The following is a 19,799-nucleotide window of genomic DNA, read 5'->3' as shown; positions in this document are numbered from 1 at the left end:
CATGCTATTATCTTGCACTTCACACGGTTTCCAATCGTTCGGGAAAGAGATAACTACTTGAATAACATAAAGATAAATTATTTTGTTATCGTAATTATCGCGCTCCTCTCTGCTGCCATCATCGGCCTTAATATCAATTGGCCCAATAAACAGCAGGAGCAGATAAACAAAATTCTGGCACGAGGAGAGCTACGGGTTAGTACTATCAGCTCTCCTCTGATCTCTCTTAACAGCAAAAATGAACCAACAGGATTCGACTATGAGTTAATCAAGCGGTTTGCCGATTATCTGGGAGTTAAACTTGTGATTAAGTTTCGTCCCAACATTAAGCAACTTTTTGACGACTTGGAAAACGATAAAACCGATTTCCTGGCTGCTGGGCTTATCTACAATAAAGATAGGCTGGACCAAACACGCACTGGCCCTGCCTACGCTTCAGTCATACAACAACTGGTTTATCGCAAGGGGGCGGCACGTCCACATTCGTTTGGTGATCTAAAAGGCAAACTCATCGTCACGGCAGGTTCAGCCCATGTAAGCGAACTGAAAAAGTGGAAAGAAAAGTCTTATCCTGAGTTAACTTGGGAAGAAACACCCCACAAAAATACACAGCAATTGCTCGAACAACTCTCTGAGGGAAAAATCGACTATACAATCAGTGACTCCCTCAGTTTAGCTTTGCAACAGCGTATTCATCCCAATTTGGCAGTTGCGTTTGATGTCAGTGAAGAGAATCCCCTGACCTGGTATTTAAAGCGCAATAGTGACTATAGTCTCTACTCCGCTATGCTCGATTTTTTCAGTATGTTGACTGAAAACGGTATCATGTCACGGTTACAAGAAAAATATTTCAGCCATATCGGTTCATTCGATTATTTCGATACGATTTCCTTTATTCGCGCCATCAATAATCTCTTACCAACCTATCAGCCAATTTTTCAACAATACGCGGGATCGCTTGATTGGCAATTAGTGGCAGCTATCGCATGGCAAGAGTCACATTGGGATCCACAAGCCACTTCACCCACTGGCGTTCGAGGTTTGATGATGCTCACTCGCCCGACAGCAGAATGGGCTGGAATTCACGATCGGCTGGATCCAGAAGAGAGTGTCAAAGGAGGAATGGCTTATCTGAACTATCTGATGGAGCGTTTGCCAAAAACCATTTCTGAAGATGAACGCATTTGGTTTGCCCTTGCAGCTTATAACATGGGATATGGACACCTTCTTGATGCCCGTAAATTAACTGCTGCGCAAAAAGGTAATCCAGACAGTTGGCTGGATGTTAAAACCCGTCTTCCCCTGCTCAGCAAGAAAAAATACTACGCCAATACAACATATGGTTATGCCCGTGGCTATGAAGCTTATCGCTATGTTGAAAATATCCGGCGTTACTATTTGAGCCTGGAGGGATATCTTAGGGCAAAAGCCAACCGCGAGAAAGCAGAGAGAAGCGAAGCACCAACGGATACCACCATAATCAGCACTCCCCAAGTGGAAAATAACAAAATAACAAGCAATAATGCTGAGTCTCACGAAAAAGCGTCGGAGAATAAAACGCCGACGCAATCTGAAACAGCCACTAAACCATAACTGGCTATGGCATTTCCTGTTGCTGAGTTTTCAATTTTTTCAATGCCTTATGCTGCTCCCTACGTTGTTTAAAAAAAGAACTCAGCATAGTGGAGCACGCTTCCGCCAGTACACCGCCGGTAATTTCAATTTGGTGATTCATACCTGGATGGCGCAAGATATCAATCAATGATCCCGCTGCTCCCGTTTTCATATCGCTGGCACCATAAACTAACCGTTGTATCCGGCTGTGTACCATCGCACCTGCGCACATGACACAAGGCTCTAAAGTGACATACAGTGTCGTATTCAACAAACGATAATTCTGCAATTGTCTCCCGCCCCGCCGTAACGCAATAATTTCTGCATGGGCAGTAGGATCATGGTCAGTGATTGGATGGTTAAACCCCTCAGCAATAACCTTATTATCTGCTACCAATACAGCACCAACCGGAATTTCCCCCTTGGCTTGTGCTTGCATTGCTAAATCTATTGCCCAACGCATCCAATATTCATCACTAAAATTTTCGGTCACTGTATATAATTCTGTCACTACCCATTCTCTTACTTATAAAAATTCCACCTATTATACCCAATCACCTCAATCTACCGGTTCAATCTGAATCTCATCAAGAAAAGCATTAAGGAACAATTTCATACGCTCTGCCCTTTCACTTGCCATTTTTCTACCTGATACAGTCTGAAATTCTGATTCAATTTTAAACAGCTTAGTAAAGAAATGATCGATAGTATAAGCCTTATCATTATATTCACGCTGCTTTGCCAGTGGATCATGCAAGTCATACAATGAAGAACCCATACGGCCAGCGGTATAAAAACAACGCCCAACACCAACCATGCCAATGGAATCCAGCCGATCCGCATCTTGCACGATTTTTGCTTCCAACGTTTTGGGGGTTAGGCCTGCTGAAAAACTATGCGCTTCAATGGCATGGCAGGTGGCATTAATCTCCTTCTCGTTCCATGCCAAATCTTTCAGTATCAATGCTGCTTTTTCTGCTGCCATGCGCGAAGCAAGGTGTCGGTTTGGCGCATTTTTTTCAACACTCACACAATCATGCAATAGCACAGCGACAAACACTAATCGCAAGTTGCCAGATTCCGCCTCACAAATTTGTTTCGCATTTCTCCATACTCGGTGAAGATGAGCAATATCATGAGCACCATCATCACCTTCTATTGCCATGGGTAAAATCTGTAGAGCCAAATCTTCAAACGGTGAAAAAGATGATATAGCCAAAATTTCTCCTGTTTCTCCAAACTTGTAATCCATTTGGTTCTCTTGCCAATCGTCTTGAAGTTTTACGAAAAGCACCTGACAAAGAAGTTAGAACGGTATTAATATCCACTACTGGATTGCTGTTGCCATAAATGCGCTCCCACCAACGCTTTCCAGGGAGAAAAATCTGCCAACCATTTTTCTGCCTGTTCCGCACTCACTTTGTTTTCCTGGCTGAGCAAATATTGGAGATTACGCCTGACGGCAACATCGCCATGCAGTGAGCCATCCAGGTAACTGAATCCTCGTAGCAAGGCATAATTAACGGTCCACATACCAATGCCCTTGATAGCAAGCAAGCTATCCGTCAGCCGTTTCACTCCATTTTCTCCTTCTGGAATATTTAGTTGCAATAGTCCAGAATCAATAAGTTGACAAACATTCAATAAGGCATTGGCTTTACCCACAGAAAAACCACACTGACGGAGATCATGCTGCGAATATTGCATCACCTGCTTATAATTCGGGAAACACAGTAACCCAGAAGAGTGCTGAAGCCCCACCGCCTGAATAAAACGCCGTCTAATGGAAATTGCTGCACTTAAACTAATTTGTTGCCCGATAATCGCCCAACTAAGCGCTTCAAAAGGTGTCGCGGACTGATAAATGCGTAAGCCGGTTTGTCTGTTAACCAATTCTCCAATAACAGGATGATCTTGATAGATAGATTCAAATACATCAACAGGTTGTTTCAAACCAAGCATATGGGAAGCTAGCGTCGATAACGCTTTATGTTGTGAAGAACAATCTTTATTACCATCAATATCAAGCTGTATTTTTGCCCTACTCTTTTCCATTGTGATTGTCAAAAGGGCCGGATTTTCATACCAAATAATCCCTTTTTTAATTTGATTATGTTGTACGATTTCAGAAACGCCCATTTCATCCCTCTGATGAAAGGCCAAAAAATCTCTCGTGTGATAATTATTAGGTAATATGATTTCCGTTAAGCAGCTTGATTTCATTGGGATAGCTCCAGAAGACACGCAGAATTAATCTCACTATCTAACAGACTTTAAGTTTAGATACAATAGCAACTCAACCAACACAATTTATAAAGTAACATTATCAATTTTATATTTAATTAATTCCTCATTTAATTTTCTTATTTGATATTTTGACGGGCTTAACATTAATAGATAAATACCAATCGCCATAAGTAAAATCATACTTAACATGACTAAAAAGAAATCTAAAGCACTCCCGATAGTATTACTCAAGGCATCAACTTTGAATAAAAAAACAACCAACACAACAAATGCTAAAGTGAAAAAATAAGTTGAAAATATCTTTTCAAAACAATAAGCAAAATAATAGTAAGAACTGACATTGATTTGAATCACGCCAGAATTTAAAATAAGGTATGTTTTCAACTTCTTAAGAAGATCTATATATTCAGGACTCAATCCATCTTGTTTCAGCTTGATAAATATATTCCTAAATTTATCAGATTTTATCTTTGTAACATCAAACATTATCTCAGATGCAATTTCATATTTAATATAGTCTTTACTCAAATCATCTAAATAAATATTGTACTCATTGAGATATTTAATATATTTTTTTGCCTTTCTCTCTCTAAACACACACACATCGGCATAAAGCTTCTTTAATACGGACAGAATAATACCAACAAAAGTCCCGATAGATCCCAAGACTTTCACGATATCATTACCATGTTTTACGATGTATTCAAGCATGTTTTCACTCTAAAGAATTTAAAACATACTTAAGTATATACTATGATAAATGTACTGGACTGCTTTCTGATGTGTTAACATATGCCTCAGATAGTTTTTCTTTGCATAATACATTTAGTTGTAATCATTTCTTTGTAAGATACATTTTCTATAAAAAATATTGTATGAAATAACAAGGGGTGATCGAGAGCAACAAATCAGGAGGAAAATTAAGCCTTTAATTAAAAGACTTAATTTATGTAAGAGGTTGAAATGGCACTACTAATTACCAAACGCTGCATTAATTGTGATATGTGTGAACCCGAATGCCCTAATCAGGCCATCACAATGGGTGCAGAGATCTACGAAATTGAGCCTGAACGCTGTACCGAGTGTATCGGGCACTACGAAAAGCCAACTTGCCAATCTGTCTGCCCAATTACGAACACCATTATCCTTGACCCTAACCATCAGGAAACTGAAGAGCAGTTATGGGATAAGTTTGTGCTTTTACATCATGCTGATAAGATCTGAATTTAATTTTCCAATATCACCGTCGCACAGGCATAACGCCGTTCATCTGCTAGTGTGACATGCATGGATTTTACCCTCAGTTTGTTAGCCAGCACTTCGGCCTCTCCATGAAGTTTTAACGTTGGTTTTCCCAGTGGATCATTAATCACTTCAAATTGATTAAAGGCCAATCCATTGCGGATACCTGTCCCAAAAGCTTTAGCTGCCGCTTCCTTGACAGCAAACCGTTTTGCCAGGAAGCGGACAGGCTGGTTATGTTGTTGATATTGCTGCCATTCCCCATCACTCAGAACACGCCTTGCCAGACGTTCACCTGAACGTCCGACAATTTCTTCAATGCGGGATATTTCAACAATATCTGTGCCTAATCCAAGAATGGCCATTAACGGCGTGCTTCCCGCAATAAAGTTTTCATATCCGCAACAGCCGCAGGTAAGCCACTGAATACAGCACGGCCAATAATGGCATGCCCTATATTCAATTCATAAATTTCAGGTAAGGCTGCAATACGCTGCACATTGTGATAGGTCAAGCCGTGACCTGCATTGACTTTAAGCCCTTTAGCGGCTGCGTAAGTTGCGGCCTCTTTGATACGCTGAAATTCTTTTTCCTGCTGTATCTCATTCCCTGCATCTGCATACGCACCCGTGTGAATTTCAATAAATGGCGCTCCAACTTCGACAGCAGCATCAATTTGTTGATGATCCGCATCAATGAACAAAGACACTAAAATCCCCGCTTCTGATAAAGCCTTAACAGCCGCAGCAATGTGCTCTTTTTGCCCAAACACATCCAATCCACCTTCGGTTGTGACCTCCTGACGCTTTTCAGGTACTAAACAACAGAAAGCAGGTTTGATTTGGCAAGCAATCCTCACCATCTCATCTGTGACCGCCATTTCAAGGTTCATACGGGTTTGGATTGTATTTTTTAATAATTGGACATCTCTGTCAGTAATATGGCGGCGATCTTCACGGAGGTGAACCGTTATACCCTCTGCACCCGCTTGCTCTGCAACAAATGCTGCCTGAACGGGATCAGGATATTGTGTCCCGCGGGCATTACGTAAGGTTGCAATGTGATCAATGTTGATACCTAACAATACCTCAGCCATTTTTAGCTCCTGCAATAACATAAGATTCAGTAAAGTCTACACTCTTCATTATGAAAAAGTGGCTTACTTTAGTTTTCATTTTTCTTGTCGGGATTATCAGTTTTTTTACGTACGAATTGACGAAATAGCTCACGGCTTTTTAACGGTTTCCCCCCCAGATAAGGTTTCAAGGCAATGCGAGTAAAACGCTTTGCCGCTTTCAAGGTCACCTGATCGGGAAATTCGCTATTTGCCAACGCCTTGAGTTCATAACCTGTAAAACTGTAATGATCCACAACCAAACTGGCGATAAACCCTTTTTCTTCACGATAATGGTAAGTCATGGTATCCGATACAGGTTCACCACTTCCTGCACAGTGAAGATAATCTACTCCGTATCCCATATTGGTTAGTAGCGCTAATTCAAAACGACGCAATGCACATTCTGGTGTGTGTTCACTCGCTGCAAGCGCTTGCAAACATTGGAGGTAATCAAAAAAAAGCGAGGGATATGCCGTTCCTTGCTCAAGGAGTTTGGACAAGAGTTCATTCACATACAAGCCGCTGTAGAGCACACTTCCCGTTAAGGGGAGAGCCAATGAGATAGGCTCTGCGTCTCTTAATGTCTTGATTTCACCCCGCCCACTCCAACGAATAAGCAGCGGGGTGAAAGGTTGCAAGCAACCTTTTAGATTGGAGCGACGGCTGCGTGCCCCTTTCGCTAAAACACGTACCCGCCCTTCATTTTCAGTAAAAAAATCCAGCAATAAACTGGTTTCACTGTAAGGGCGCCCGTGAAGCACAAAGGCTCTCTGCCAGCCGTCCACAAATCAGCCTTATAAGTCGTCGACGTAACCGAGGCTACGCAGCGCCCGTTCGTCATCAGCCCAACCGGATTTCACTTTTACCCACAATTCCAAGTGAACTTTCATGTCAAACAGCTTTTCCATATCTTGACGGGCTTCTATACCAATCTTCTTGATTTTACTGCCTTTATTACCAATCACCATTTTCTTCTGGCCATCACGCTCTACCAGAATCAAACCGTGGATTGTATAGCCTCCACGCTCATTGGTAACAAATTGCTCAATTTCCACTGTCACGGAATAGGGGAGTTCATCACCCAAAAAACGCATCAGTTTTTCACGGATGATTTCTGACGCCATAAAACGCTGTGAGCGATCAGTAATGTAATCTTCAGGGAAGTGATGATCCGCCTGTGGTATATGATCACGCACTATGTTGGCAATAGTATCAACATTCATGCCTTTTTCAGCACTAATCGGCACAACATCGATAAAATTCATCTGTTGGCTAAGAAAACCGATATGTGGCAGAAGAATGGTTTTATCCGTCACATTGTCCACTTTATTGATAGCCAGTAAGACAGGACAACGCAAATGACGTAACTTATTTACCACCATTTCATCATCGGGTGTCCAGTGCGTACCTTCCACAACAAAAATAACCAGTTCGACATCACCAATGGAGCTGCTCGCCGCACGGTTCATCAGGCGGTTGATCGCCCGCTTTTCTTCAATATGAAGGCCCGGTGTATCAACATAGATGGTTTGGTAAGCCCCTTCCGTATGAATCCCCATGATGCGATGCCGCGTCGTTTGAGGTTTACGGGAAGTGATGGATACTTTTTGGCCCAATAACTGATTCAATAATGTTGACTTACCAACATTGGGCCGACCGACTATTGCAACGAATCCGCAATAGTTTTTTTCTTCGCTCATTCAAGCTCCAGTTGTTTTAATGCTTGTTCCGCAGCCGCCTGCTCTGCCTTGCGGCGACTGGAACCGACTCCTCTGACAGGTTGTTCAAATCCACTGACCTGACAGTGAATTGTAAATTCCTGATCGTGGGCTTCCCCACGAACTTGAACAACCAGATATGTAGGCAACGGCAGATGACGCCCTTGCAAATATTCTTGTAAACGTGTTTTAGGATCTTTTTGCTTATCGCCCGGGCTAATTTCATTCAAACGGGTTTCATACCAATTCAGGATAATCTTTTCGACCGTCTGAATATCGCTATCAAGAAAAATAGCGCCGATTAAGGCTTCAATGCTATCCGCTAAAATGGATTCGCGACGATGTCCTCCACTCTTTAACTCACCCGGCCCCAAACGCAGACATTCACCTAAATCGAATTCCCTGGCTAGCTCCGCCAGAGTATTACCACGAACCAATGTTGCCCGCATGCGGCTCATGTCCCCTTCATCAACACGGGGAAAACGATGGTAAAGGGCATTAGCAATGACAAAACTCAGAATTGAGTCACCTAGAAATTCCAAACGTTCATTATGCTTACTGCTGGCACTGCGGTGAGTCAATGCTTGAAGCAACAAATCGTGCTGTTTAAAGCTATATCCTAGCTTATGTTGTAACCGGTTCGTTATTATGGGATTCATGTGCTACCAATTCAGTTAGAATTCATCAAATAAAAAGCACACGCAACAGACCTGTGAGGCAATACCAACCAGCAATTTACCTTGGGAACATTTTTTGCGGTATGCCTTACAAAACTGTTGCGTTTGCACTAGCTCCCAACGTATTCATTCTCTTCAGGAGCCAGTCATCTCGTTTGAAAGAATATTCTACACTGGGAGATAAATTAATGCTGCGCTAATATATAAATATTAGTGAATTCCACCAATTCGACTGAAACGCACGCCAGTAGGCCATTCACCTTCCTGTTTTTCAAAGCTCATCCAAATGGCGGTTGCACGACCTACCAGATTTTTCTCCGGTACAAATCCCCATGAACGACTATCATCACTATTGTCACGGTTATCACCCATGGCAAAATATTGCCCCTTAGGAACAACCCAAGTCCCCATAGGCAAGCCTTCTTGAGAGAAACCCGGGAAACGCTGTATGACAGGAATAGTCAAAATATGGTGTGACACATTACCTAACGTTTCAACTCTTTCGTCCTGGCGAAAAGCGTATGGCCCTACTGGTTCATCAACAGGAACTTGATAAACACCACTTATACGAACGCCTTCTGGTGTCACCTCTTCTTTTATTGTCCATTCACTTGGGAACACATTCCGATAAGTAACAGGTAAATTACCCTTACATTCCGTATTCCAACCACAGCCAGGGTAAACCTGAAGCTCTTTATTGACGTAATCGTAAACGATCTTATCTCCAGGCAAGCCAATAATTCGTTTTACAAAATCTATGCTTGGGTTCTTCGGATATTTGAAAACTGCAATATCTCCACGCTTAGGCTCGCCTGTTTTAATTAAGGTTGTTTGCGTAATTGGATCTTTTAAACCATAAGCAAATTTTTCAACCAGAATGAAATCCCCGATCAACAATGTCGGCATCATTGAACCAGAAGGGATCTGAAAAGGTTCATAAACGAAAGAGCGCAGAACCAACACAATGGCTAACACTGGAAAGACAGATGCAAGTGTTTCAACCCATGAAGGTTTGTTAAGTCCTTTAGCCAAAGCTTCCTGAGCTTCTGCTCCTGTCGCCTGTTCCTGAATATGAGCAAGTTTTTTCTTACGTTCAGGTGCGAACTTAAATCGCTCTATGCACCAGAGAATACCGGTGATTAACGTTGCTAACGTTAATATCAAGGCAAAAGTGTTAGCCATTTGAACTCCTTACGACCTTGTGTTAATTATCTTTGCCAACATGCAGAATTGCTAAGAAGGCTTCCTGCGGCAGTTCAACATTACCGACCTGCTTCATGCGTTTTTTACCTTCTTTCTGTTTCTGCAATAGCTTTTTCTTACGGCTGACGTCACCACCATAACATTTCGCCAATACGTTTTTACGTAATTGCTTAACGGTAGAACGCGCAATAATGTGAGTTCCTATGGCAGCCTGAATGGCAATGTCAAATTGCTGGCGTGGGATCAGCTCTTTCATTTTTTCCACCAGCTCACGTCCACGGTACTGGGAATTGTCACGGTGAGTAATCAACGCCAGGGCATCAACACGCTCACCGTTAATCAAGACATCCACACGAACCATGTCTGAGTCCTGGAAGCGGATAAAATTGTAATCCAGCGAGGCGTAACCACGGGATGTTGATTTCAAGCGATCAAAGAAATCCAGAACCACTTCAGCCATTGGAATTTCATAAGTCAGCGCAACCTGATTACCGTGATAAACCATATTTGTCTGCACACCGCGTTTTTCCACGCAAAGTGTAATAACGTTACCAAGGTACTCTTTCGGCAACAACATGTGACATTCTGCAATCGGTTCACGCAGTTCCTCAATATTGTTTAATGGCGGCAACTTGGATGGACTATCAACATAGATAATATCACCACTGGTTGTCTCAACTTCATAAACAACTGTTGGAGCCGTTGTGATCAAATCGAGATCATATTCACGTTCCAGGCGTTCCTGAATGATTTCCATATGCAGCAAGCCGAGGAAGCCACAGCGGAAACCGAAGCCCAACGCAGTCGAACTTTCTGGTTCGTAGAATAATGACGCATCATTTAAGCTCAGTTTGCCCAACGCATCACGGAATGCTTCATAGTCATCAGAACTTACCGGGAACAGACCAGCATAAACTTGCGGTTTGACCTTTTTAAAACCAGGCAGGGCTTTTTCCGCAGGCTGACGGGCCGTTGTCAGTGTATCCCCAACTGGTGCCCCCAGAATATCTTTGATGGCACAGACCAACCAGCCTACTTCACCACAATTCAATACATCACGATCAATACGTTTCGGTGTGAAAATCCCCAATCGGTCAGCGTTGTATACCTGTCCGGTGCTCATTACCTTAATTTTGTCACCTTTACGCAACGTACCGTTTTTAATACGGACAAGTGAAACAACACCAAGGTAATTATCAAACCATGAGTCAATAATCAGGGCCTGTAATGGAGCATCAGGATCGCCTTCTGGTGACGGTATCTCTTTCACCAGACGTTCAATGACATCCTGTACGCCCACCCCCGTTTTTGCAGAACAACGAACAGCATTTGTTGCATCAATACCCACAATGTCTTCGATTTCTTCAGCGACACGCTCTGGTTCAGCCGCAGGGAGGTCAATTTTGTTCAGAACCGGAACAACTTCCAGATCCATTTCAATGGCGGTATAACAGTTGGCCAATGTCTGGGCTTCAACCCCCTGACCTGCATCAACAACCAACAATGCACCTTCACAAGCAGCCAGTGAGCGGGAAACTTCGTAAGAGAAGTCAACATGCCCTGGCGTATCGATAAAGTTTAATTGGTAGACTTGCCCGTCATTCGCCTTGTAATCAAGGGTTACACTTTGTGCTTTGATCGTGATCCCACGTTCACGTTCAAGATCCATTGAATCCAGTACTTGTGCTGCCATTTCGCGATCAGACAAACCACCACAGATTTGAATAATCCGGTCAGAGAGCGTGGACTTACCGTGGTCAATGTGGGCGATAATGGAGAAATTTCTTATTTGCTTCATTATTAAATCTTTTTTGCCTTAATATTTCTGAATCATTCGCCTATGGACACATTGATGGACATAAAGCGACAGTTTATTGGTTCGGCCACTGGCCTGAGGAGCTGTATTCTACATGCCAAGCCCGTGAAAACCAAACCCGTGAAAATTTCGCCATGCCTGTCGTTTTCAATATGACTCAGTCGTTTTCAGTAATGATAAATTAAAGTTGAAACTCGTAGGGTAAAACAGATTATTCTTGCTGTAGAACCTTAATCGAATCAGGAGGTAAACCAATTTGTAACACAACAGGCTGGTACGCTTGCAAATTATCCCAATACGCAGCAATCTGACGAGCAATGAAGAAACCAGCAATCCCACCACCAATCCCTCCTAAACAGATCCATAATTGACCAGTCGTCCAAAATTGGAAAAGCACTGCCCCCAAAAACAAACCCAACAATGGTGTCAAATAAACTAGCATAGCTGAGCGTAGCAGGCTGCTTTCAGGAATGCCTACTTCAACCTTTTGACCCGGTTGGAGTGGTTGAGAAATTTCCAGTTCCAACTGATGGATGCTTTCTGGCCCTATCTTTTCCAGTAAATAAGAACCACAGGCTGTTTTGGTTTGGCAGCTACCACAGCCTGAAGATGAGCCATAACGTAATAATGCCCGGCCTTTGTGCCAACGGACAACAGTTGCCCACTCTTTAACCATCAGTTTTCTCCCGTAAATGTCACACTTGCTGCAATTTGTTCGGCTGTTGCGAAAGGCAGCTCACCAATGACTGTTATGCTGTTTTTGCCTTTGACCAAAGTATAAACCGTTCTTCTGCCTTGTCGAAATGGTTGTTCATCAACAACCTTTTTATCTGAGTTCACAACATTTACAGAAAAATTAAACAATCCATCGTTATACATGATGGATTCTAACCATTCGGTCTCTGATAGCTTCCGGCTGTTACGTGAAATTTCTTTGAAGCCGTCAGGCATTTTTCCAACCAGCCAATTGAATTTCAATTTATCAGCAGGAGGAATGAGTAACATAGGCGGTAATTTCAAATCAGTAATCATATTCAATTCCATTTTAATATAGTCATTCACAGTTGATGACACGACACGGAATTGCTCAATGACTGTTTTATTATCTTTATCTAATAGGTCAATCAGCAGAGGGAGATGACTTTTCTCATCAATCAGAAGGTTATAGTTATAGCGGGATTTATCTTTCGATATGATGCGTACAAAACTCACAGGATGATCGCCAACATTCGTGCTGCCTGCATCAATAAGACGATAAAATTTTTGCAATTGGGCAAAATCAGCAAAGATGATCGGTGGAAGATAATCGATAATATGAGAACCACGGATACTAAATGAGTCTAATCCAGGTTCGTAATAGCTGATTTGGTCACCGCGCTGGATAATTTCTCTACGTGAGCCATCCATTTGGATGATTTGAGCAATAACCTGCCCATCAATAATGGCATGACGGTAACGCAAGGGGATGAGAAATTGCTGCTCTAAAATGATGAAGCCAAGCTCATAATCCAGCGTTTGCACTGCCTTACTCATATCCACTAACAAAGCCTCAGCGTTGCTTTGTTGCGCTGAGGCCTTTAGAGGATTTATCAGGCTACTCGCCAATAAAAAAACGACACCCCAAATACGTTTCATCACTGTTGTTGTGATTGTTGGGGCGCTTGCTCTTCAGGAACCTGATTAGCCTGAGTGACACCATAATTTTTTTCAAAGTGAATGCGCCGGGCGAGTTCATATTGCTGCAACATCGCATCAATTCGTTTATTGCTTTCTCGCACTTGCATACTCAAATCACCACCGAAAGTTTCTTCTTCAGCAGGGGTTGCTAAGCCAACTGTTGAGGCTGTTCCCATCACAGGCAATGTGTTAAAAGCTGGCGCCTCAAATTGGTTATCTGTTTCAACACTGCTATTACTATTATACTGCTGGACACCGATAATCACGGTCAGCGATACACAGGCCGCAACACCAATTTGTGCAATTTGACTCTTCCAGACGCGAATTTTATGCCAGAATGGCATGTTAGCCCATATTTCAGGTTTTGGCTGAGATTCCAGAACAACCGCTGAATTAATATGAATGGGTTCTTTTTCAAGCGCCAACGCGACTTGACTTGCAATATCCAAATGCAATACATCCCCCACATCGCCACGCAGCACATCACGCACCAGGTGATAGCGTTCCCACTGTTTCTGCATGACCGCATCTTCAGAGACCAAATGAACTACTTCACTATCAAGAGCTTCTCCATCCATTAATGCGGAAAGTTTTTCTCTTTGCATGCCAAAGTACCCTTCAATATTGTTTTGTCCCACTGTTTTCCACTATTTATTGTTGGATAAGTGGTTGAACTTTATTATCAATTGCTTCCCTTGCCCGAAAAATTCGTGAGCGCACGGTGCCTACAGGACATTCCATGATGTCGGCTATCTCTTCATAGCTCAATCCATCCAACTCCCTCAACGTGATCGCTATCCTCAAATCTTCTGGAAGCGATTCAATAGTGCGGAAAACCACTTCCTTTAATTCTTCAGACAACATTAAGTTCTCAGGGTTCGAAATTTCTTTTAATGAACTTGACGTATCATAATTTTCTGCATCGTTGGCATCCAGATCATTGGATGGTGGACGACGCCCCTGAGCAACCAAATAATTTTTCGCAGTATTAACGGCAATACGGTACAGCCATGTATAAAATGCACTATCACCCCGGAAAGAAGAAAGTGCCCGATAAGTCTTAATGAAAACCTCCTGAGCAACATCGGGAACGTCGCTTTGAGGTACGTAACGAGCAATCAGGCTCGCTACTTTATGCTGGTATCTCATCACCAGCAAATTAAATGCCTTTTGGTCGCCCTTCTGGACGCGTTCAATCAGCATTTGATCCGTTAACTGCTCGCTCATCCGAGGTTCACTCTCCTGAGGTAAAACTCCACATTTATACTTAAATTAAACCAATATGATGTTCTGATTTCCCGAACAAGCATGACTTTGAGTATCAGTTCACTGTGAAGTTCAACTTTAGTTGTAATTTTGATTACAACCACCTGTTATTTTCGTATTGCACTTTTCTAAATCATAGCCGCTATTTCACAGGACACGCGATTTTAAACTGAGAAAAAGAAAACCTTTGTTTTATTATACCGAAAAATCCAATTTGCCATCTCAATAGTGCTAACATCATCAATAATAAAGATAAAAATCTGTTATTAACTGACGAAAGTCGTCTGAATATGTGTCATCAGAGGAACGAATCGTTAATTCACTCACCTGGATGTCCTGTTCTTGCCGTGACAATCCCAGTAATAGACGATGCAACGGCTTATCTTGCCTGTCACGAATATTGACGCGGAAATGGGTAAACCATCCCAAATCTGACGCCATTTTTTCAAATTGTTCACCAATTTCATAAGGGAGTACCAGGCAAAATAACCCTGTCGGCGTAATCAATGCCCCTACACACGCCAATAACCCCTGATGCGTCAATGACTCCGTATAGCGAGCCTGATTGCGAGCTTCATTTCGACATGCAATAGCCGGCTCAAAGTAAGGAGGATTACTAACAATCAAATCGTATTGAAAGTTAATTTTCCGCAATTCATTTTGTTGCACATGTTGTCGCACGAAATCATGAATATCCTGCTGATATACCCTAATACGGGAAGGCCACGGTGATTGCTGTACATTATCCACTGCCTGCATTGCAGCAAAGCCATCCAGCTCCACCGCATCAATAACGGTATCTTCGTTTGTACGTTGGGCTATCATCAACGCAATCAAACCACTGCCACATCCAATATCCAGACATCTTTTCCTGTTATATACTGGCGCCCAGGTTCCCAACAACACACCATCCGTTCCGACTTTCATCGCACATTTATCATGTCCAACAAAAAACTGTTTAAATGTAAAACCACCGCGGCGAAAAACGGGTTTCTGTATCGATGCCATGACCTATATCTGCTGAAATTAGAATTTGTCATAGCATAAATCTTATGGCCGACGGATAAAAGCAACCTACTTATTAGATGCTTTTATAGGATGAAGAATGCGCCTAACCTGTTTATAATCGGCGCCCCAAACAGAGGTATATGATGACTGCGACAAATTTTTCCGAATTCGAACTTGATGAATCCCTGCTTGAAGCACTGAACGACAAAGGCTACGAACGCCCGACCGCCATTCAGGCAACAGCCATTCCTGCGGCTATGGACGGCCGTGATGTATTAGGCTCAGCGCCAACAGGTACCGGTAAGACCGCTGCTTACCTACTGCCAGTACTGCAACATTTACTGGATTTTCCTCGCAAAAAATCGGGGCCTCCACGTATCCTGATTTTGACGCCAACCCGTGAACTGGCAATGCAGGTTGCAGAACAGGCAAAAGAACTGGCGGCCCATACACATTTGGACATCGCCACAATCACTGGTGGTGTTGCCTATATGAATCACGCGGAAGTATTCAGTGAGAATCAGGATATTGTTGTCGCAACGACAGGGCGTCTGTTGCAATACATCAAAGAAGAAAATTTCGACTGCCGTGCAGTGGAAACGCTGATCCTTGATGAAGCTGATCGCATGTTGGATATGGGATTCGCCAACGATGTCGAAACGATTGCAGGTGAAACCCGCTGGCGTAAACAAACGTTGTTATTCTCCGCAACCCTGGAAGGGGAATCCATCCGTGATTTTGCCGAGCGCCTGTTAACTGATCCTGTTGAGATCGATGCCGAACCTTCTCGCCGTGAGCGCAAGAAAATTCAGCAATTTTACTATCGGGCTGATTCGTTAGAACATAAAACAGCTGTGCTGTGTCACCTTCTCCTGCAACCTGAAGTGACGAAATCTATTGTTTTCGTGCGCAAACGAGAGCGTGTCCGCGAACTTGTCGATTGGCTGAACCAGGCGGGCATTCAAGCGGGTTTCCTTGAAGGTGAAATGGTGCAAGCCAAGCGTACCGATGCCGTAAAACGCTTGAATGATGGTAAAGTCAAAGTCCTGGTCGCAACCGACGTTGCTTCCCGTGGATTGGATATCGAGGATGTCAGCCACGTTTTTAACTTCGATTTGCCTCGTACCGCGGATGTTTACTTGCATCGTATTGGTCGTACTGCTCGCGCAGGTCGTAAAGGAACAGCCATTGCTCTGGTTGAAGCACACGATCACCCACTTTTGGGCAAAATCAGCCGTTACCTCAGCGAACCTTTGAAAATACGAGTAGTTGATGAGCTTCGCCCACAAACCAAAGCGCCAAGCGATAAAAAGGGCTATAAACCATCCAAAAAAGTGTTAGCAAAACGCAAAGAGAAGAAGAAAACAGACGAAACGAAGAAAAACCGTGTGAAAGTTCGTCATCGCGACAAAAAAAATATCGGTAAACGTCGTGCTGTTTCTAGTAATCCTAGACCAGAATTAACTGAATCTAGCAACGATTAACTAATAACCAATTGTAGAATATGGGCGAAGCCATACAATGAATTCGCCCATGTTTCAGCAGACTGAGCGCTAAATATTACACAGCATAATGCTGCTCACTTTGCTGCGATGTCATATCTGTATCTGTAACATCCGTGGACGCCAACATGGTATTGCTATTATTCAACCAAGGCTTTTGCTCCGCCATCAATTCGAGGACAGCTTCCAAAAAATGCGCCTTAAAAGTATGGAAGCCATATCGATTAGGCAACACAACATCCCATATGCTCTCCAATTCATATTCATATTTAAGCTCTATTCCGTGCCCCATCGGTTGACGAATTGGCAATGTTTTTTGTAAGTTCCCCAGCCAATCATGCTGGACGGTATAATGGCGAATCAAGCCACTGTCAGCCAATTCACGAGCGACTTCGGGTGATACCCCCATATGTTTCAATGTAGCGTCAGAAACACTAACAGAATTATAAATAACTGCTGGTTTTCCAGTTGCCAATGCAGCCACGGTTGCTAATCCTCCCCCCAATGAATGCCCGGTGAAAATGACATTTTCACCAAATACTTCTAACGCCTTATGTGCCAATTCCACGGCTTGATTATATTGCTTTTCATTGTAACCAAGCCCTTGACGAATACTTACCATAAAATCCTTTAATTCATTCGATCCTGTGAAAGAGACAATATATAAGCCTTTATTATGGTATACACCGGCCTGAAATCCTGTTGAATAATCATTCAGAGTGTCAGGATCAATGCCCAATTTTGATAAGTCCTCATCAGACAGGCGCACATAATCACCAATTCCTAAACTACTTTGTCGATAAACATCACGGGTAACCAGCGTCAAGGTATAATCAACCAGTTTAGATTGTTTTCCCGCAATATCATTGGCTTTCAATTCAGGGGCTGCCATCGCACTGGCATTTAAGTTATTAACCAATGATTGATAGAGCGCATTAGCCTGCTTGGTATTTTCTGAAAGTGAAATGCTCGGGGAAGAAATGTGATCAACTTTGTCAGGTGGTGACTGAGCTGAAGAATTAGATTGAGGTTGTAGCGCATTTTCTTGTGATGAATAGATCCCTAGGCCACTGAAAAAATCGGTATTAACTGATAAAATCATAAAATTCCCCTACAGATTATTTAAATTTGGTGGTTTAAAAGCCCAAACTCTCTATCGGCAGAATTTTTAACAATATTAAAACAAATTTAATCTTTAATTAACAAAATAAATTCACATAATAAAAACATGGAAATAAAAAAGGGAGTATCACTTCTCCCTTTAGAGGTTTTGCTTGATACAAGAATTACAAGCTTTCTGTAAAAGTACGCGCAATAACATCACGTTGCTGTTCTGGAGTCAGTGAGTTAAAACGTACAGCATAACCAGATACACGAATAGTGAGTTGAGGATACTTTTCGGGGTGTTTTACTGCATCTTCCAACGTTTCGCGGCGCAGTACATTAATATTCAGATGTTGCCCGCCTTCTACACGTACAGCCGGCTTAACCTCCAGCGGGATCTCGCGATATTCAAATTGCCCCAACTCCTCTTTGGCAACAATCTGGCCTTCATCGTAATCTGTTTTAGCACAGATGCAACGCGCTTCATTTTTTTCATCATCCAACAGCCAAAAAGAATTCATCAATGCAGCGTTATCAGATTGGGTAATTTGAATCCCAGTAATCATTTATACCTCCAACATCATCAACTTAGTTATTCAGTCAAACCATAATTTAATCAACCATCGTTCCTGATTTCCTGTATACCAGTACAAATGAGAAGATTCTTTGATTGTAATCAACTAATTTCATAAGGTTATTGATAATAAATTCATAACTTTATATTTTAAATCATCTTTTACAACAGGATTGAATGAAATTATTTTCATGTTTTTTCAAAAAAATTTATAAAAATAGATTTTCATCCTGAGAATTAAGCTCAGATTGGGATCTGAGGGTTTCCCTATCCCAAGGGAATCGGTAAGCTTAAGTCATCTGATAATCATTTAGAAAGGGATTGGCTATGTCCGCACCTCTCACATGGCACGATGTCATCGGCAATGAAAAGAAACAGCCTTATTTTGTTGATACATTGGCTTATGTTGCCAATGAACGTCAGGCTGGAAAAACCATTTATCCGCCTCAAACAGATGTTTTTAACGCATTCCGCTATACCGAATTGGCTGATGTAAAAGTCGTGATTTTAGGACAAGATCCTTACCACGGCCCGAATCAGGCCCACGGTTTGGCTTTCTCTGTACAGCCGGGTATTCCTGCACCGCCTTCTCTCGTCAATATGTACAAAGAACTGGAATCGGACATTGCTGGATTTACTCGCCCAAATCACGGTTGCTTGATAAGCTGGGCAAAACAGGGAATATTATTGCTCAATACCGTACTCACCGTTGAGCGCGGTAACGCACATTCTCATGCTCATTTGGGCTGGGAAACGTTCACTGACAAAGTTATTGCAGCAATCAATGAACATCGCAACGGAGTCATTTTCTTGCTTTGGGGATCTCATGCCCAGAAAAAAGGCCATTTCATTGATATCCGACGCCATCATGTATTAAAAGCCCCTCATCCTTCACCTTTGTCTGCCCATCGTGGTTTCTTAGGTTGTAAACATTTTTCACAGGCCAACAACTTATTGGAATCACAAGGGTTATCTCCAATAGATTGGGAACCTCAATTGCCCCAATAACCGATCTCTGCCTACAAAAATGCCGC

22 protein-coding genes are annotated in these 19,799 nt (G+C 42.5%); 4 read left to right on the top strand and 18 right to left on the bottom strand.

All coding sequences use genetic code 11. The features are described 5' to 3' along the window. Positions 1–57: 57 nt before the first annotated feature. A complete protein-coding gene (gene mltF / locus BDE27_RS16645; protein ID WP_099132120.1) occupies positions 58–1,593 on the top strand; it encodes a membrane-bound lytic murein transglycosylase MltF in 1,536 nt (511 codons plus the stop codon). 4 nt (positions 1,594–1,597) lie between these two features. On the opposite strand, the gene tadA is transcribed toward mltF, so the two are convergent. From tadA to BDE27_RS16625, 4 genes are all read right to left on the bottom strand, one after another. Next, the gene (gene tadA, locus BDE27_RS16640; protein WP_099132121.1) at positions 1,598–2,125 is read right to left on the bottom strand and encodes a tRNA adenosine(34) deaminase TadA; all 528 of its coding nucleotides are present in this window, start codon (positions 2,123–2,125) and stop codon (positions 1,598–1,600) included. Between the two features lie 48 nt (positions 2,126–2,173). Further along, entirely contained in the window at positions 2,174–2,866 is a 693-nt protein-coding gene (locus BDE27_RS16635; RefSeq protein WP_099132122.1) for an HD domain-containing protein, read from the bottom strand. Between the two features lie 65 nt (positions 2,867–2,931). Further along, positions 2,932–3,669, bottom strand: coding sequence for a DNA-3-methyladenine glycosylase family protein (locus BDE27_RS16630; RefSeq protein WP_339352909.1), 738 nt, complete (start codon positions 3,667–3,669; stop codon positions 2,932–2,934). 255 nt (positions 3,670–3,924) lie between these two features. Then, positions 3,925–4,572, bottom strand: a complete 648-nt coding sequence (locus BDE27_RS16625; protein ID WP_099132124.1) for a hypothetical protein — start codon at positions 4,570–4,572, stop codon at positions 3,925–3,927. Positions 4,573–4,824: 252 nt separating this feature from the next. Here BDE27_RS16625 and BDE27_RS16620 point away from each other — a divergent pair, with 252 nt between their 5' ends. Further along, the gene (locus tag BDE27_RS16620) at positions 4,825–5,085 is read left to right on the top strand and encodes a YfhL family 4Fe-4S dicluster ferredoxin (RefSeq protein WP_099132125.1); all 261 of its coding nucleotides are present in this window, start codon (positions 4,825–4,827) and stop codon (positions 5,083–5,085) included. Between the two features lie 2 nt (positions 5,086–5,087). Here the strand turns inward: BDE27_RS16620 and acpS are convergent, their stop codons facing one another. From acpS to trmN, 12 genes are all read right to left on the bottom strand, one after another. Further along, positions 5,088–5,468, bottom strand: a complete 381-nt coding sequence (gene acpS / locus BDE27_RS16615; protein ID WP_099132126.1) for a holo-ACP synthase — start codon at positions 5,466–5,468, stop codon at positions 5,088–5,090. After that, positions 5,468–6,199, bottom strand: a complete 732-nt coding sequence (pdxJ, locus tag BDE27_RS16610) for a pyridoxine 5'-phosphate synthase (RefSeq protein WP_099132127.1) — start codon at positions 6,197–6,199, stop codon at positions 5,468–5,470. The genes acpS and pdxJ overlap by 1 nt, the downstream gene beginning before the upstream one ends. A gap of 68 nt (positions 6,200–6,267) precedes the next feature. After that, entirely contained in the window at positions 6,268–7,005 is a 738-nt protein-coding gene (gene recO, locus BDE27_RS16605) for a DNA repair protein RecO (protein ID WP_099132128.1), read from the bottom strand. 9 nt (positions 7,006–7,014) lie between these two features. Then, positions 7,015–7,920 carry a GTPase Era gene (gene era, locus BDE27_RS16600; RefSeq protein ID WP_099132129.1) on the bottom strand — a complete coding sequence of 302 codons (906 nt, stop codon included), beginning with the start codon at positions 7,918–7,920 and terminating at the stop codon, positions 7,015–7,017. Further along, positions 7,917–8,597 carry a ribonuclease III gene (rnc, locus tag BDE27_RS16595; RefSeq protein WP_099132130.1) on the bottom strand — a complete coding sequence of 227 codons (681 nt, stop codon included), beginning with the start codon at positions 8,595–8,597 and terminating at the stop codon, positions 7,917–7,919. Before rnc ends, era begins: the two co-directional genes overlap by 4 nt. 228 nt (positions 8,598–8,825) lie before the next feature. Next, a complete protein-coding gene (gene lepB / locus BDE27_RS16590; protein WP_099132131.1) occupies positions 8,826–9,797 on the bottom strand; it encodes a signal peptidase I in 972 nt (323 codons plus the stop codon). Between the two features lie 22 nt (positions 9,798–9,819). Then, positions 9,820–11,616: a translation elongation factor 4 gene (lepA, locus tag BDE27_RS16585; protein ID WP_099132132.1), complete on the bottom strand. Its 1,797-nt coding sequence runs from the start codon at positions 11,614–11,616 to the stop codon at positions 9,820–9,822. 229 nt (positions 11,617–11,845) lie between these two features. Continuing rightward, on the bottom strand, positions 11,846–12,310 hold the full coding sequence (rseC, locus tag BDE27_RS16580) for a SoxR-reducing system protein RseC (RefSeq protein ID WP_099132133.1): 465 nt from the start codon (positions 12,308–12,310) through the stop codon (positions 11,846–11,848). After that, a complete protein-coding gene (gene rseB / locus BDE27_RS16575) occupies positions 12,310–13,269 on the bottom strand; it encodes a sigma-E factor regulatory protein RseB (protein ID WP_099132134.1) in 960 nt (319 codons plus the stop codon). Before rseB ends, rseC begins: the two co-directional genes overlap by 1 nt. After that, the gene (gene rseA, locus BDE27_RS16570) at positions 13,269–13,916 is read right to left on the bottom strand and encodes an anti-sigma-E factor RseA (RefSeq protein ID WP_099132156.1); all 648 of its coding nucleotides are present in this window, start codon (positions 13,914–13,916) and stop codon (positions 13,269–13,271) included. Before rseA ends, rseB begins: the two co-directional genes overlap by 1 nt. Positions 13,917–13,962: 46 nt before the next feature. After that, on the bottom strand, positions 13,963–14,538 hold the full coding sequence (gene rpoE / locus BDE27_RS16565; RefSeq protein ID WP_099132135.1) for an RNA polymerase sigma factor RpoE: 576 nt from the start codon (positions 14,536–14,538) through the stop codon (positions 13,963–13,965). A 279-nt stretch (positions 14,539–14,817) separates the two neighbouring features. Continuing rightward, positions 14,818–15,585, bottom strand: a complete 768-nt coding sequence (trmN, locus tag BDE27_RS16560; RefSeq protein WP_099132136.1) for a tRNA(1)(Val) (adenine(37)-N(6))-methyltransferase TrmN — start codon at positions 15,583–15,585, stop codon at positions 14,818–14,820. A gap of 143 nt (positions 15,586–15,728) precedes the next feature. Between trmN and srmB the strand changes: the two genes are divergently transcribed. Next, complete coding sequence (gene srmB / locus BDE27_RS16555) at positions 15,729–17,069, top strand: ATP-dependent RNA helicase SrmB (protein ID WP_099132137.1); 1,341 nt, start codon at positions 15,729–15,731, stop codon at positions 17,067–17,069. Positions 17,070–17,145: 76 nt separating this feature from the next. Here srmB and BDE27_RS16550 read toward each other — a convergent pair whose 3' ends face one another. Together BDE27_RS16550 and grcA are read right to left on the bottom strand one after the other, a co-directional pair. Continuing rightward, a complete protein-coding gene (locus BDE27_RS16550; protein ID WP_244208824.1) occupies positions 17,146–18,189 on the bottom strand; it encodes a Tle-like phospholipase domain-containing protein in 1,044 nt (347 codons plus the stop codon). 184 nt (positions 18,190–18,373) lie between these two features. Further along, positions 18,374–18,757, bottom strand: coding sequence for an autonomous glycyl radical cofactor GrcA (grcA, locus tag BDE27_RS16545; RefSeq protein WP_099132138.1), 384 nt, complete (start codon positions 18,755–18,757; stop codon positions 18,374–18,376). A gap of 335 nt (positions 18,758–19,092) precedes the next feature. Between grcA and ung the strand changes: the two genes are divergently transcribed. After that, the gene (gene ung, locus BDE27_RS16540) at positions 19,093–19,773 is read left to right on the top strand and encodes a uracil-DNA glycosylase (RefSeq protein ID WP_099132139.1); all 681 of its coding nucleotides are present in this window, start codon (positions 19,093–19,095) and stop codon (positions 19,771–19,773) included. Positions 19,774–19,799: the final 26 nt, after the last annotated feature.

This window comes from Xenorhabdus ehlersii (genome assembly GCF_003610465.1).
Lineage (GTDB): Bacteria > Pseudomonadota > Gammaproteobacteria > Enterobacterales > Enterobacteriaceae > Xenorhabdus > Xenorhabdus ehlersii.
This window is presented reverse-complemented; position numbering and strand designations above follow the sequence as displayed.